Raw genomic sequence first — 13,442 nt, forward strand, 5'->3', positions numbered from 1 at the left:
GGGCCCGGCCCGTCAGCGCGGGGCGCCCGCCCGTGTCCCGTCGGCCGGCGCCCCGTCCAGTTCCGCGCGCTCACCGGGCTTCGCCCGTACCGCCAGCACCCGGCCCCGCGCCTCGCCCGTGACACCGCCCGTCGCCCGCACGGAACGGAACGCGTCGCTCCCGGCCGCGAGCACGTACCAGCCGCCGTCGCGCGACTTCCACAGCACGCCCGCCAGCACGCCCGCCAGCACGCGCGGCTCCCGCGCGCCGCACGCCGGCGAGTTCTCCGCCCGCGCCGCGCCCGCGCCCGGCTGCGCCGCCGCCGCCGACGGCGGCAGCCGCCGCAGCAGATCGGTCGGGCGCACCTGGAGCGAACAGGCGTCGTACTCGGGGGACTCCAGCAGCGCCGCGCCCTCCGTACCGATGCCGTCGGCCTCCGCGAGTGCCGCGCGTGGGTCCGCGACCCCGGCGGCGGTGAGCAGGCGCCGCACCTCCGGATCGGGCAGCCGTTCCGGCCCCCTCAGTACGAAGGCGGCCCTGGCGGGGGAGGAGAGCGCCGACAGGCGCCGGTCCGGGGCGAGTTCGTCGGCGCCGCCCGAGCGCGGGAACAGCCGCAGGCCCCACACGCGCGGCAGCGGCGACGGAAGCCGTCCGCGCCGGGGCCACACCCGACGGCGCTCGGGACGCCCCGCGTCGAGTGCCTGCCGCAGCGCCTGACCGCGTACGACGGCGTATGCGTCGTCGCGGGTCGCGGCCGTACGGGCGCGCGGCAGCGAGCGCTGCACGACGGAGTGCGCCGTGAGTACCCGGCGGTTGCGGCCGAGGGCGGGCGGCAGCACGAGAGAGGCGATCCGCACCAGCCGGGGGTAGTGCTCGACGAGCGCGGCCTCGGCCTCCTCCACACCGACCGGCGCGGGGGAGGGGCCGGGCCGGTGTGGAGCGGCGGCGTGGGCGGAGGCCGTGGCGGCGTCGGGTGGGGGCACGTCCAGCAGAACGAGCGACGCGTCCCGCGGTCACTGCTCCCGCCCCGACGGCGGCGGTCAACTCCCCTTCCGCGGCGGGGCCTTCACCACGGCACCCGGTGATCACCCGCCCACCGGGCGGGACCGTCCGGGCCCCGCCGCCCGCCGCGCTACTTGCCGTTCCGGCCTCCGGCCGACACCGCCCATCCGTCGAACTCGACCGTGCCGCGCAGTTCGCTGCCGCCGTTCGACGCGCTCATGAACAGGCCGACGTCCTGCGCACCGGCCGCGCCCGGCACCGTGACCGTGGCGACCGTGCGCCAGGTCGCCCCGTCGTCCGTCGAGAACGACCCGGTGAACTTGGTGCCGGAGCGCGCCAGCCGCAGCAGCACCGGGGCGGTGACACCCGTGACACGCCGGTAGGTGTCGAGCGTGCCGTCGCCCGTCGCGTCGTACGACAGCACCACGCCGCTCGACGGTGTCACCGCCAGGTTGACGAATCCGGGGGAGCCGGGCGTCGCGAGGCCGTTGCGGGCGACGACGCCCGCGCGGGCCCACGCCCCGGTGTCCTCCTGCGCGGTGACCCGCACCGTCGCGCTCGCCCCGTCCCCGAGGGCGCCTCCTTCGTAGGCCGTGCCGAACTGCGCGGTCGCCCGCCACAGGTCCCGCCCGCCGCCGTTGATCGCGAAGCGGTCGCCGAGCTGCCCGAACACCGCCCCGTTGCTCGTGTACGTGCGCCAGCGCGCGGCCGGCGGACCGGCGACGTACAGGGTGCCGCGCCGGACGGTCAGTACGCGCTCCTCGCCGCTGGGCCCGTACGTGAGCGCCAGCGCGTACGGCTGCGGGCGCAGCGGCGCCGTCAGCGGCTCACCGGGGGCGGTGACCGACCAGGAGGCGGAGCCGGTGCCGGCCGGTTCGACGGCGGGCAGCCGGGCCGGGCCGTCGGGGCGGGCGTCGGGGCCGGTGAGGGTGAGGTCGACGGGGCCGGTGCCGCGCAGCCCGTTGGTGTTGCGGAAGTCGGCCCGCAGGGTGCCCGTGGCGCCGGGCGCGAGGGCGGGCGGGTCGGCGGTGACGGTGACGGTGCCCTGGTACGGGGCGCCGGCCAGGGCGTCCCGTACCCGCAGGGCGGTCCGGTGGGCGTCCCCGGTGGCCCGGACCGGGTAGGCGTCGCGCGCCCGTGTCCACGCCTCCTCGTCCGGGTACCAGTCCCGTTCGTCGAGCGGCTCGGGCGCCCGTCCGTCCGCGAGTGCGTCGGCCAGGCCGTCCAGATACGTCTGCCACTGCGGCAGATGGACGTCGGAGAGCAGGCCGTGCCAGTCGCGGTTGGCGTAGTTGCTGAGGACGTCGGCCGCCGAGCGGTCCGCCCAGGTGGTGATCAGCGCCCGTGCCGTCCGCTCCAGCGTCACGGCCTCCTCGGGGCCGGTCGCGAGCCGTTTGGCGTCCTCCAGCCAGGGCCCCAGCAGGAACGCCCGGTGGCAGCCCGCCATGGTGTCGCTCAGCCGCAGCAGTCTCAGCCACAGCGCGGCCAGCGCGCGGAACGTCTCGGTGTCGCCTCCTTGGTAGGCGCCGCGCAACTGCGGCAGCAGCAGCCGGGACCGGTTGGCCAGCGCCTGCCGGGCCAGTTCCGTCACGTCGTGGCGGTACGCGTCCGAGCCGCGCAGCCCTTCCGCCACCTCCAGCAGCGAGTCGAACGCCTTGTCGAACTCGGCGGTGTCGTAGCCGGTCTCGACGGGGGCGGTGAGCGAGGGACGGTGGGCGAAGAGGGAGTCGACGGGGCGGCCGTCGGCGGTCGTCAGCCGGTACGCGGTCGCCGCGAGGAACCCGAAGGCGTCCCGTGCGGCGGTGTCCTCGCCGCCGTAGCGCAGATCGGCGTACGACCGGAACCAGCTCGCGCGGTCGACCGGCTCCCGGCGCCAGGCGAGTTCGCTGAACAGCTCGAAGGCCGCCGGGTCGCGCTCGGCGGCCTCCGGCATGTAGGCGGTGCCGACGAGCGCGCTGCCCGGTTTGTCGCGCCAGGCGGTGAACCGTTCCGTCCAGCGGTCGGTGTTGGCGCCCAGCGTCGTACGGCCGCCGAAGTTCGGGATGGTGCCGAACGCGTACGGCGTTCCGCCCCAGTCCCGTTCCCGGTCCGTCACGGAGTCGAGGTCGGACAGGCCGTCCACGATCAGCACCCGGTCGGTGTCGAGGGCGTCGAGCAGCGCCGGTACGGGGTTGTTCCGCCAGCCGAGGATCACCCAGGTCGCGTCGGGGCGGGCCGTGCGGAGCGCCGTCTCGACGGCGCGGGCCGCGTCGGCCACGGGCACGTCGCCGGCGATGCCGCCCTCGTGCAGCAGGTCCATCTTGACGTGGTCGACCGGGCCGAGGAGTTCGCCCTGGTGCCGGTAGTAGGCGGCGGCGACCTCGGCGAAGACGGGGGTGCGCGGGTCGAGCCAGTCGGGGCGGGGCAGACCGTTCCAGCTGCCCTGGGGCACGGTCCGGGCGCCGGGGTTGCGGGCGGCGAATCCGTCGGGGACGGTGCCGAAGTAGCCGGGGAGCACGGGGGACATGCCCAGTTCGCGCGCCCGGTCGGTGATCCGCCGGCCGAGCCGGGCGCGGCGCCCGATCAGCTCGGGGGAGAGCGGGCCGCCGTACGCGCTCATGTTCTGGAGCAGCCACCACGGCTGGTGGGAGGGGGTGGGCAGCCACGCGCGGGCCTCGGCGTCGGTGTAGCCGAAGCCGGTCAGCAGCCGGTGGTAGACCGCCTCGTGTCCGGTGGTGACGAGGATCTCGTTGCAGCCGTGCAGGGCGAGGATGTCGAGCAGCCGTTCCCAGCGGGGCCAGTCTGCGTACGGGGCGGTGTAGCCGTCGTGGGTGTCGTTGAGGGCGAACCGGTGGCGTACGGTCGCCGAGCGCTCCAGGGGGCGGCGGGGCGCGGGCAGGGTGGCCGGGAGGTCGGTCCGGCTTCCCGACCAGGTGAGATGGGCGCCGCAGGTGTACTTCAGATACCAGTGCACCCCGGTGAGCAGGACTCCGGCGTCGGTGCCGGACACCTCGATCCGGCCGGCGGAGCCGGTGACGCGGAACCGCTCGGGGCCGCCGCCGTCCGGGACCTGGAAGTGGAACTGGTCGGCGTGGGCGGGGAGCAGACGGCCGACGGCGGCGCGGGCGGCGGCGACCGAGGCGGCCGGGTCTGCGGCCCGGCGGGAGGCGGAAGCGGCCGGGGGGAGGGCCGCGGCGGAGGAACGCGCGGTCAGCGCCGTACCGATCCCGACGGCTCCGGCGCCCGCCAGCACGGCGCGCCGGGAGGGGGACGAGGGGGGCGGCGGCAGCTCGTTCATCAGCGGTCCTCTGTTACGGGGTGTGACTACAGGGTGTGACGACAGGTGCGTGCGGAGCGCACGTTAACGACGAGGAGGGGGGTGGGCAACGATGCGATGCGTCGTTCACTCGCGCGGGGGCTTGCGGACAGGGCACGATGGCCGAATGCGTACAGAGCGACCCCGAGTGGCACTGGTGGTACTGGCCCTGGCCCTGCTGAGCGGCTGCGGCGCGAAGGACGACGCGGCCCCGAAGGTGCCCAGAACGGCGACCGGGAGCCTCGAACAGCTGGCCGAGAAGGCCACATGCGACCCGAACGTGCAGACCGACGCGGAGGAGTTGCGTCAGGCCAACTGCACAACGAGTGACGGAAGATACATCCTCACCACGTTCGCGACCGACCGCGGTCTGCGGGAGTGGATCAACGAGGCCAACGACTACGGCGGCGCGTATCTCGTCGGCAGGAAATGGGTCGCCAGCGGCGACGAGAAGGTGATCGAGTCGCTGCGCGGCCGGCTGGGCGGGAGCGTCGAGAAGGGCGCGGAGCACGGCGGCGGTGACCACGAGGGCGGCGACGCCACCGGCGGTGACACCGCCGGACACGAGAGCGGCGGTCACGACACCGGCGGTCACGAGGAGACCGGTCAGGACGGTACCGGCCAGGAGGACGGCGGGGAGCACGCCGGGCACACCGGCGGGAACTGAGCGGACACGACGAAGACGCCGGCCGGGCTGCGTACACAGCCCGGCCGGCGCTTCGAACTCACCTCACACCTTGGGTCTCATTCGTTCAATTGCATTCCTTACCGGTGTTGATGCAGTCGACCATCTTCGTCATCACGGCGTCGTCGAAGACATTGATGAAGTCACCGTGGTCCGTGATGGGCTTGTGCAGCTGCTCGGGGAAGGAGTCCACCGCGAATCCGGGGCCCGGCGGAATGTCGTACACGATGCGCTGCCGCAGCTGCGGAATCGCCTTGAATCCCTCGGCGCACTGGCCGTTCTGGTCGGCGAACGCCACATGGGTGCGGTGATTCGCGCTGTCGGTGTTCACTCCGTCCCAGCAGCTCTGGAAGTTGAACGAACGCACGACCTGGCTGCCCGCCGGGCAGATCGGGTACTTGTCCTTCAGCTGCCGGTCCTCGAAACCGGTGCAGCTCCACGACGCGTTCGCGTTCGCGTTGCCGTTGACGAACGCCTTGGCGTCGCCGGTGATGATGCGGAGGAACCGCGGCATGGCGGTGACCTGCGACGCCGCGCTGCCGGCGAACTGAAGGGTGACCTCGGACGGGGTCTGGATCTCTCCGACGTTGCCGTCCTTGCCGCCGCCGTCCTCGGCCGCGTCGGCCTCGTTCTGGCCGTTCTGGAGACGGATCACGGGCCAGTAGTAGGTGGACTTGTCACCCTGCTCGTTGCAGGTCGTCTCACCGTTGGCCAGGTCGTCGTCGCTCGCGAAGGCGTTGTTGGCCTGGTTGCCCACGTAGTCGTGCTTGTGGTGGGCGCCGTTGCTCACACCGGGCGCGGCGATGACGTTGTCCGAGTTGAAAAGGCCGTTCTCGTTACGTCCGCACTCGGTGGTGAAGGTGCCCGTCGACGCCTGCTCGCCCGCCTGGGGCTCCTGGACGTTCGGCTCGATGGACTGGATGTCGACGAAGTCCCCGGCCTCGGGGCCGTTGCCGGCCGGCGGCGGCTGCTCTCCGCCCTGACCGCCGTCCTGGCCGCCGTCCTGACCGGCGTTCTGACCCTGGCCGCCGTCCTGACCCGCGTTCTGGCCCTGACCGCCGTTGTCGCCCTGGCCGCCGCCGTTCTGGCCGCCGCCCGGATCGCCCTCGTTGACCGCGTCGTCGGGCCGCATGGTGCACGGCGCGAGCGAGTCCAGGTTCTTCTGCGGGTGACCCGCGCGCTTGATCGCGGAACGGATCTTCTTGAGGCTGACCAGCCGCTGCTGCTTCAGCGGCTTGAGAATCTTCTTCTCGGTGAGCTTCGGGTCTCTCTCCAACTTCGCCTTGTTGTCGGCGAACCGCTTGTAGGCGACAGTGATCTGCGTGTCCATCCGGGCGAGTTCCCGGTCGACCTGGGCCCGCGCCCGGCGCGGCACCCTGGTCAGTTCGTTGACGACCTCAGGACAGTCGATGGTGGACATCTGCCGGCCGGCGTTCTGGATACGGTCGGGACCGGAGCGGCCTTCTCCTGCGGATGCGTAGACATTTACCGCTACCAGCCCACCCCCGCCCAGAATCAAGGCGGCCGAGGCCGCGATGGCCCGGTTCGCCACTGTCGAGCGTTTTCTAGACGTGCGTCCCATGGAACTCCTCAAGCTTCGTTGCCGGTTCAGGGGGATCTCCGGCGGGGGGAGGAAGCGCTCCGTCCCATACGGACGCCGTTCGAAACCTGTTCAGCCACTCGGGGAATTCATAGAAATCTCCATCAACAAACCGGGCGGATACCCGCAACACCCCCACCCGGCCTCCTTCCCGGGTACGGCCGGGCGTTCCGGGCCCGCGAAGGTCCGCCGGACGGGGCCCTACCGCTGTCCCCGGTCCAGATACGCGATCACCGCGAGCACCCGCCGGTTGTCGTCGTCCGAGACCGGCAGCCCCAGCTTCCCGAAGATGTTGGACGTGTGCTTGGACACCGCACGCTCCGTGACGACGAGCTGGGCGGCGATCGCCGCGTTCGACCGCCCCTGCGCCATCAGCTCCATGACCTCCCGCTCACGGGGCGTGAGCTGGCCGATCGGCTTGTCCTGGGCCCTGCGGGACAGCAGTTGCTGAATGACCTGCGGGTCCATCGCCGTACCGCCCGCCGCGACCCGGCGCACCGCGTCGATGAACTGGTCGGCGTCGAACACCCGGTCCTTGAGGAGATAGCCGATGCCGCCGGTGCCGTCGGCCAGCAGTTCGCGCGCGTACAACTGCTCCACGTGCTGGGACAGGACCAGCACCGGCAGACCCGGCCGCTCCCGGCGCGCCGCGAGGGCGCACTGGAGCCCCTCGTCGGTGTGCGACGGCGGCAGCCGGACGTCGACGACCGCGACGTCCGGCTGAAGTTCCTTGAAGGCCCTGGTGAGTTCGGGCCCGGTCTCCACCGCGGCCAGGACCTCGAAGTCGTACGCCTCCAGCATCCGGACCAGGCCGTCACGGAGCAGGAAGAGGTCTTCGGCTAGGACAACACGCAAGGGATCTCCACGGTGACCATGGTGGGGCCGCCCGCGGGGCTGCTGACGGCCAGGATGCCGTCGAATGTACCGAGCCGGCGTTCCAGTCCGCTCAGTCCGCTGCCCGAACCGACCGACGCCCCGCCGCTTCCGTCGTCGCCGACGGTGATGCGCAGCGCGGACTCCGCGTACGTCATGTCGACCCAGATCCGGTCGGCGCCCGCGTGCTTGATCGCGTTGGTGAGCAGCTCGCTGACCGCGAAGTACGCCGCCGACTCCACCGGCGCCTCCGCGCGGCCGGGCAGCGCCACCTGGACGTCGGTCTCCACCGGCATCCGCAGCGCCAGGGCCTTCACCGCGTCGCCCAGACCGCGTTCGGCCAGCACCGGCGGGTGGATGCCCCGGACCAGGTCGCGCAGTTCGGTCAGCGCCTCGGCGGACGACTTGCGGGCGTGGGCGATCAGCACCTTGGCCTTGGCCGGGTCCTTCTCGATGAGCGCCTCGATCGTGCCGAGATCCATGCCCATGGCGACCAGCCGGGCCTGCGCGCCGTCGTGCAGATCCCGTTCGATACGGCGCAGCTCGGCGGCCGAGGTGTCCACCGCGTCGTGCCGCGACTCGGTGAGGCGCACGACGCGCTGAGCCAGTTCCTGGTCGTGGCCCGGCGCGAGCAGGGACTTGGCCAGCAGGAAGTGGCCGCGCTGCACGTCGTTCGCGTACCGCACGCCCAGCGCGGCGATGACGACCCCCAGCGCGGCGGCCAGCAGCCCGGTCAGCTGGCTGTCGACGAAGACGAAGACGTACGGGTAGGGATCGTCCTCGAAGACCCGCCACAGCCCGGCGGCCAGCAGCAGACCCTCCAGCGGGTAGACGTACAGCGCCATGGAGAACAGGGCCAGCGCCGCGCCCGCCGTCATGTCGACCAGCAGCCACCCCAGGTCCCGCCAGGTCGCCGGGTCCTTCAGCAGCAGTGTCGTCCGCTCCACCCGGCCGGTGACGCCGGTGCGCGGGTCGTCGGGCATCGGCCGGTACGGCACGGCGATCCGGACGTCCGACCAGGTCGCCGCCAGCAGCCGGCGGCGGTTGGCGTGCGCCCGTACCGCCGCCAGGACGTACGGGGTGGTGAAGACGCCGATGCCGAGCGGGACGAAGCTGATCGAGAGCACCGACAGGACGAACAGCGTGATCGAGCCGACGAGGGCGGTGACCCCCAGCACCAGCCCCCGGCCGGCGGTGGTCGCCGCCTCCACGACCACCTTCCTCGCCCCGCTCGTCGTGGTTCCGCTCGTCGTGCCGCTCATCGCCGTGTCCCTTTCCTCGTCGCCCGTGCCCCGTCGGCGACCGGCTCTCCGCCCGTTCACCGGGCACGACGCAAGTCTGCCGGGAGCGGTGGACCGGGCGTGAGCGGTTTCGGCCCCCAATCGGGGGTGTATCCAGCACCACTTGGACACCCGGGACATCCCCCGTCCCACCGGCCCACGGCCGTCACGGCGCGCGGCTCGGCGCCCCGGCTGTCGTGGCGTACGCGTCCCACCGGCCCCCGGCATTGGTGGCGGTACGCGTCGCTCAGAGGCCCAGCACGGCCGCCTCCACCTCCGGTGCCAGCCCGAGCGGCGGCCGGTCCGGCCGCCTCGGGGACTTCCCGCCGATCGACCGCAGCCAGGCCCAGGTGTCGCGTACGGTCTCCTCCGCCGGCCGGCAACGAAGCCCCGCCGCCAGGGCCTTGGAAACGTCCCCCTGGTGCAGCGTGTCGTGCAGTTCCCCGGGCGGCAGCCACACCGGCAGGTCGGTCCACGGCTCGATCCCGGCGGCGAGGACCGTGTCCGGGTCCGTCCAGCGCAACTCCGCGTCCGAACCGGTCGTCCGGACGCACGCCTCCAGCAACTCGCCCATGGTGGTGTGCCCCGACTCGCTCGTCAGGTTGTACGGGCCCCCGAGCCCGCGCCCCGCCGCGTCGAGCGTCCACTCGGCGAGGTCCCGTACGTCGATGTACTGCAACGGGTTGTCACGCGGCCCCGGCGCCAGCACCGGCCCGCCGCGCGCGACGCGCCCGAGCCACCACGGCAGCCGCCCCACGTTCTCCCACGGGCCGAGGATCAGACCCGCCCGCACCAGCAGCGCGCGGTCCCCGAAGACCGCCCGGGCGGCCAGTTCACCGCCGACCTTGTCGCGCGGGTAGTCACGCTCCTCCGCGTCGGCGGCGGCTCCCTCCACCAGCGCGCCGTCCTCGGTGAGACGGGCCGCCGTCGGAACCCCGTACACGGAACGGCTGGAGATGTACGCGTAACTCCCCGCCCGGCCCTCCAGCACCCGCGCCGCCCCGAGCACGGCGGACGGCGCGCGCGACCAGGTGTCGACCACCACGTCCCACTCGTCCGCCGCCCCGCCGCCCGTGCCGGTGAGGGCCGCGAGGCCGTCGGGCACGGTCCGGTCACCGTGCAGGACACGGACGCCCGCCGGGGCCTCGTGCCGGCCCCGGTGGAAGACCGTCACCTCCCAGTCGCGGGCGAGCGCGGACTCGGCCACGGCACGGCCCACGAATTCGGTACCACCCAGAATCAGAAGTCGCATGTCCGGAACCCTGCCACGCCGTTCTCCGGAACCCGGCGGCGTTCTGCTGCGGGCAGAGCGGGTTCGGGCAGAGCGGGGCGGGGCCGTGGAGACAGCGGGTCCGGGCCGGGGACCGGGCGGGTCCGGACCGTGGGTGGCGGAGCGTCCGGGCCGCGGGTACAGCGGGTTCCGGCCGTGATGGCATAGCAGGTTCGAGCCGTTCGCACCATCTGCCGCTCACGTCACCGGGATGGCAGCATGAGCGCACCATGACAGATGCCCGGTCGCCGATGCGCGCCTCGCGGGCCGCGATCCTCGCGGCGGTGTGCGTGACACTGGCCGCGGTGGGGCATTCGTCCATGTCCGCCCATGAAACGCCACCCGGTGTGCCGCTGGTGGCGTTCGTGGTCGTCGCGGCGCTCGCGTGGCTCGCGGCCGGGCGGCGCCGGGGCATCCGGTTCATCGGGCCCGCCGTGCTCACCGCGCAGGCGGCGCTGCACGTGACGTTCTCCGCCGCCGGGGCCCACGGCGCCGGGGCGGGCCGGAGCCACGGCCACGCGATGACGACCACGGGCGCCGCCACGGGCGAGGACCCGGTCTCCGGAGGACTCGGCGACGCCCTGCTGACCGCCGCCGCCGACACCTCGCCCGGCATGCTCGCCGCGCATCTGCTCGCCGGCGCCGTCTGCGCGCTCTGGCTGGCGCGCGGCGAGGCCGCGTTCTTCCGGCTCGCGGAGACGGTCGCGGCCTTCGCGTTCACCCCCCTGCGGGTACTGCTCGCCGGGGCCCGGCCGCTCGCCGTACCGCCGCCGCCCGTACGGGCCCGGCACCGCACCCGCGCGCCGCACCCGCCGCGCGGCACGCTCCTGGCGCACGCGGTGTCCCGGCGCGGCCCGCCCGCGTGGTGCGCCCTCCCGATGCTCACGACGGCCTCCGGGGCCGCCGCCACGGTCTGACCTGGGCGGGGGCCCGGGGGCCATGTCCCCGTACCCGCGCCAACTCCTAGGACAGTCATGGCCATTGACGACCCCGTACAGCGTCCCGACAGTTCACGCACCGGCCCTGTCACGACGACGGACCCCGAGACGGACCCCCGGACGGACGGCGCGACCGGCCTCGCGACCGACACGAATGCCGACCCGACGGCCGACCCCGCGACCGGGACGAATCCCGGCGGGCCGGGCAGAGGCAGCACCTGGGGCGCCGTGCGCCCCCTCGTCCTGCGGCTGCACTTCTACGCCGGACTGCTCGTCGCCCCGCTCCTGCTGATCGCCGCCACCACCGGATTCCTCTACTCGCTCTCGTTCCAGGCCGAGAAGATCGTCTACCGCCAGGAACTGCGCTCCCCGGACAGCGACCGCACCGCCCCGCTCTCCCAGCAGGTGGAGGCGGCCCGCGCGGCACACCCCGACGGCGAGATCACCGCCGTCTGGCCCTCGTCCGAGTCCGAGGAGTCCACCCGCGTCCTGATGACGATGCCGGACAGCGAGGAGAGCACCTCCCTCGCCGTCTTCGTCGACCCGCACACCGCCCAGATACGCGGCGAACTCGACAGCTACGGCGGCTCCGGGGCGCTCCCGCTGCGCGCCTGGCTCTCCGAACTCCACCGCCATCTGCACCTCGGCGACCCGGGCCGGATCTACAGCGAGTTGGCCGCCAGCTGGCTGTGGGTCGTCGCGCTCGGCGGGCTGCTGCTCTGGATCGGCCGCAGACGAACCTCCAAGCGGGCCATGCTCCGCCCCGATCGCGGCGCCACCGGACGCCGCGGAACACTCGGCCGGCACGGCTCGCTGGGCCTGTGGGCCGCCGCCGGATTCCTGGTGCTCTCCGCGACCGGCCTGACCTGGTCGACCTACGCGGGCGTCAACATCGGCGCCGTACAGGACCAGTTGGGCGGTGCGACCCCTGTCGTCTCCGCCACCCTGAAGAGCGGCGAGGGCACGGCGGCCGGAGCCGACGAGCACGAGGGCCACGGCGCGGGCGGGGCGGACGGTGAGCACCAAGGCATGGACATCGGCATCGACAACGCCCTGACCGCCGCGCGCCAGGCCGGACTCGACGGACCGGTGGTCGTGAAGCCGCCCGCCGAGGACACGGCGTACGTCGTCGCCCAGCGCGACAGCCAGTTCCCGGTCCGGCTGGACTCCGTCGCCGTCGACCCCGGCACCGGACTGATCATCGACGAACTGCGCTTCGCCGACTACCCGTTGCTGGCCAAACTCACCCGGTACGGCATCGACGCCCACATGGGGATCACCTTCGGCGTCGTCAACCAGCTCGTGCTGGCCGCCGTCGCCCTCTCGCTGATCCTGATCATCGTCTGGGGCTACCGCATGTGGTGGCAGCGACGGCCCCTCCAGGACCGGACCTGGGGCGTGGGCCGGCCGATGCCCCGCGGCGCCTGGCGCAGACTGCCGGTGACCGCACTGCTGCCGCTGCTCGCCGCCACGGCGCTGGTCGGCTGGTTCGTGCCGCTGCTCGGCATCAGCCTGCTGGCGTTCCTGGTCCTCGACACGGTGCTCGGCTTCGTCGCCCGCACCCGCGCCAAGCGGGCGGAGGCGACGACGGGTACCTGATCCGTACGCCGTCCACGACGTGTGAGGCCCCCGCCGGGCGGACCGGTGGGGGCCTCACACGTCGTGGAGCGCGTCCTACGGGGCGTACGTGTAGCCGACCCGGCGGATCGTGCGGATCGTGTGGCGGCGGTCCGCGCCCAGCTTGCGGCGCAGCCGGGCCACATGGACGTCGACGGTGCGGCCGTCGCCCACATGGCCGTAGCCCCAGACGGTGGTCACCAACTGGTCGCGGGTGTGCACCCGGTGGGGGTGGGCCACCAGGTGGGCGAGGAGCTCGAATTCGAGGTACGTGAGGTCCAGCGGCCGGCCGTCGACCTCGGCGATCCGGCGGGCCGAGTCGATCCGCACGGGGCCGGGGCCGTCGGTGGCGGCCGGGACAGCAGCGGGGGCGGCGGCCACCGGGTGCTGGTCGGCCGGGACGAGGACGAGGTAGCCCACCATCGGCGGTCTGCCCGGCAGGACCGGCAGGGTGTGCGCCGGGGCCGGGAGCCACGTCGAGCCGGGCGGCAGGAGGTCGACCAGCTGGGCGGCCGGGGCGGGCGGGACGACCTCGTCGCGGTCGACGGCTCGCAGCCGGTGACGGCCCGAGGACGCGGCGGCGGACGCGGCCGAGGAGAAGGAACGGGGGTTCGCCATGAGGAGTCAGCTCTTTCGCGCGAAGGATGTCGTCGAGTCGACAGGACGGGACGTACGTCATCCGCGACGGCCGAAGGCCCGGTGAGAGGCGTTAGAGGGCCGACGCGTTCCTCGCGCGGCAACACACCCGGTCGAAGTCGTGGTGCTGCCGGGACGGCCAGAACGGCTCAAGGTCGAAGCGACCCGATGCGTCGTGCTGATGGCTGGCCATGGCCTCATTGAAGCAGATATGCCGCCCCGGCAGCAGTGCCCTTTCACTGGTCGATACGGTCGTGGCCCACCCC

The 13,442-nt window shown here is 73.4% G+C and carries 10 protein-coding genes; 3 read left to right on the forward strand and 7 right to left on the reverse strand.

Annotation, left to right across the window (positions count from 1 at the left end; translation table 11 throughout):
* Positions 1 to 12: 12 nt before the first annotated feature.
* Positions 13 to 963 carry a hypothetical protein gene (locus OG875_RS23165; protein WP_330176142.1) on the reverse strand — a complete coding sequence of 317 codons (951 nt, stop codon included), beginning with the start codon at positions 961 to 963 and terminating at the stop codon, positions 13 to 15.
* A 149-nt stretch (positions 964 to 1,112) separates the two neighbouring features.
* Positions 1,113 to 4,259, reverse strand: a complete 3,147-nt coding sequence (locus OG875_RS23170) for an alpha-N-acetylglucosaminidase (RefSeq protein ID WP_330176143.1) — start codon at positions 4,257 to 4,259, stop codon at positions 1,113 to 1,115.
* 145 nt (positions 4,260 to 4,404) lie between these two features.
* Here OG875_RS23170 and OG875_RS23175 point away from each other — a divergent pair, with 145 nt between their 5' ends.
* Entirely contained in the window at positions 4,405 to 4,944 is a 540-nt protein-coding gene (locus OG875_RS23175; protein ID WP_330176144.1) for a hypothetical protein, read from the forward strand.
* Between the two features lie 85 nt (positions 4,945 to 5,029).
* Here the strand turns inward: OG875_RS23175 and OG875_RS23180 are convergent, their stop codons facing one another.
* From OG875_RS23180 to OG875_RS23195, 4 genes are all read right to left on the reverse strand, one after another.
* Positions 5,030 to 6,544, reverse strand: coding sequence for a DUF1996 domain-containing protein (locus OG875_RS23180; protein ID WP_330176145.1), 1,515 nt, complete (start codon positions 6,542 to 6,544; stop codon positions 5,030 to 5,032).
* A 219-nt stretch (positions 6,545 to 6,763) separates the two neighbouring features.
* A complete protein-coding gene (locus OG875_RS23185) occupies positions 6,764 to 7,417 on the reverse strand; it encodes a response regulator transcription factor (protein WP_330176146.1) in 654 nt (217 codons plus the stop codon).
* Positions 7,402 to 8,697, reverse strand: a complete 1,296-nt coding sequence (locus tag OG875_RS23190) for a sensor histidine kinase (RefSeq protein ID WP_330176147.1) — start codon at positions 8,695 to 8,697, stop codon at positions 7,402 to 7,404. Before OG875_RS23190 ends, OG875_RS23185 begins: the two co-directional genes overlap by 16 nt.
* Positions 8,698 to 8,962: 265 nt before the next feature.
* Positions 8,963 to 9,967, reverse strand: a complete 1,005-nt coding sequence (locus OG875_RS23195) for an NAD-dependent epimerase/dehydratase family protein (RefSeq protein WP_330176148.1) — start codon at positions 9,965 to 9,967, stop codon at positions 8,963 to 8,965.
* A gap of 248 nt (positions 9,968 to 10,215) precedes the next feature.
* Between OG875_RS23195 and OG875_RS23200 the strand changes: the two genes are divergently transcribed.
* On the forward strand, positions 10,216 to 10,902 hold the full coding sequence (locus tag OG875_RS23200; RefSeq protein WP_330176149.1) for a hypothetical protein: 687 nt from the start codon (positions 10,216 to 10,218) through the stop codon (positions 10,900 to 10,902).
* A gap of 57 nt (positions 10,903 to 10,959) precedes the next feature.
* Positions 10,960 to 12,522: a PepSY-associated TM helix domain-containing protein gene (locus OG875_RS23205; protein WP_330176150.1), complete on the forward strand. Its 1,563-nt coding sequence runs from the start codon at positions 10,960 to 10,962 to the stop codon at positions 12,520 to 12,522.
* Positions 12,523 to 12,597: 75 nt separating this feature from the next.
* Here OG875_RS23205 and OG875_RS23210 read toward each other — a convergent pair whose 3' ends face one another.
* Positions 12,598 to 13,158, reverse strand: coding sequence for a winged helix-turn-helix domain-containing protein (locus tag OG875_RS23210; RefSeq protein ID WP_330176151.1), 561 nt, complete (start codon positions 13,156 to 13,158; stop codon positions 12,598 to 12,600).
* Positions 13,159 to 13,442: the final 284 nt, after the last annotated feature.

Origin of the sequence: Streptomyces sp. NBC_01498 (genome assembly GCF_036327775.1) — a bacterium.
Classification (GTDB): domain Bacteria; phylum Actinomycetota; class Actinomycetes; order Streptomycetales; family Streptomycetaceae; genus Streptomyces.

Coding starts and splice junctions, on each gene's coding strand:
- OG875_RS23210 (WP_330176151.1), bottom strand. CDS start 13,158: ATGGCGAACCCCCGTTCCTTCTCCTCGGCCGCGTCCGCCGCCGCGTCC.
- OG875_RS23190 (WP_330176147.1), bottom strand. CDS start 8,697: ATGAGCGGCACGACGAGCGGAACCACGACGAGCGGGGCGAGGAAGGTG.
- OG875_RS23170 (WP_330176143.1), bottom strand. CDS start 4,259: ATGAACGAGCTGCCGCCGCCCCCCTCGTCCCCCTCCCGGCGCGCCGTG.
- OG875_RS23175 (WP_330176144.1), top strand. CDS start 4,405: ATGCGTACAGAGCGACCCCGAGTGGCACTGGTGGTACTGGCCCTGGCC.
- OG875_RS23195 (WP_330176148.1), bottom strand. CDS start 9,967: ATGCGACTTCTGATTCTGGGTGGTACCGAATTCGTGGGCCGTGCCGTG.
- OG875_RS23205 (WP_330176150.1), top strand. CDS start 10,960: ATGGCCATTGACGACCCCGTACAGCGTCCCGACAGTTCACGCACCGGC.
- OG875_RS23180 (WP_330176145.1), bottom strand. CDS start 6,544: ATGGGACGCACGTCTAGAAAACGCTCGACAGTGGCGAACCGGGCCATC.
- OG875_RS23200 (WP_330176149.1), top strand. CDS start 10,216: ATGACAGATGCCCGGTCGCCGATGCGCGCCTCGCGGGCCGCGATCCTC.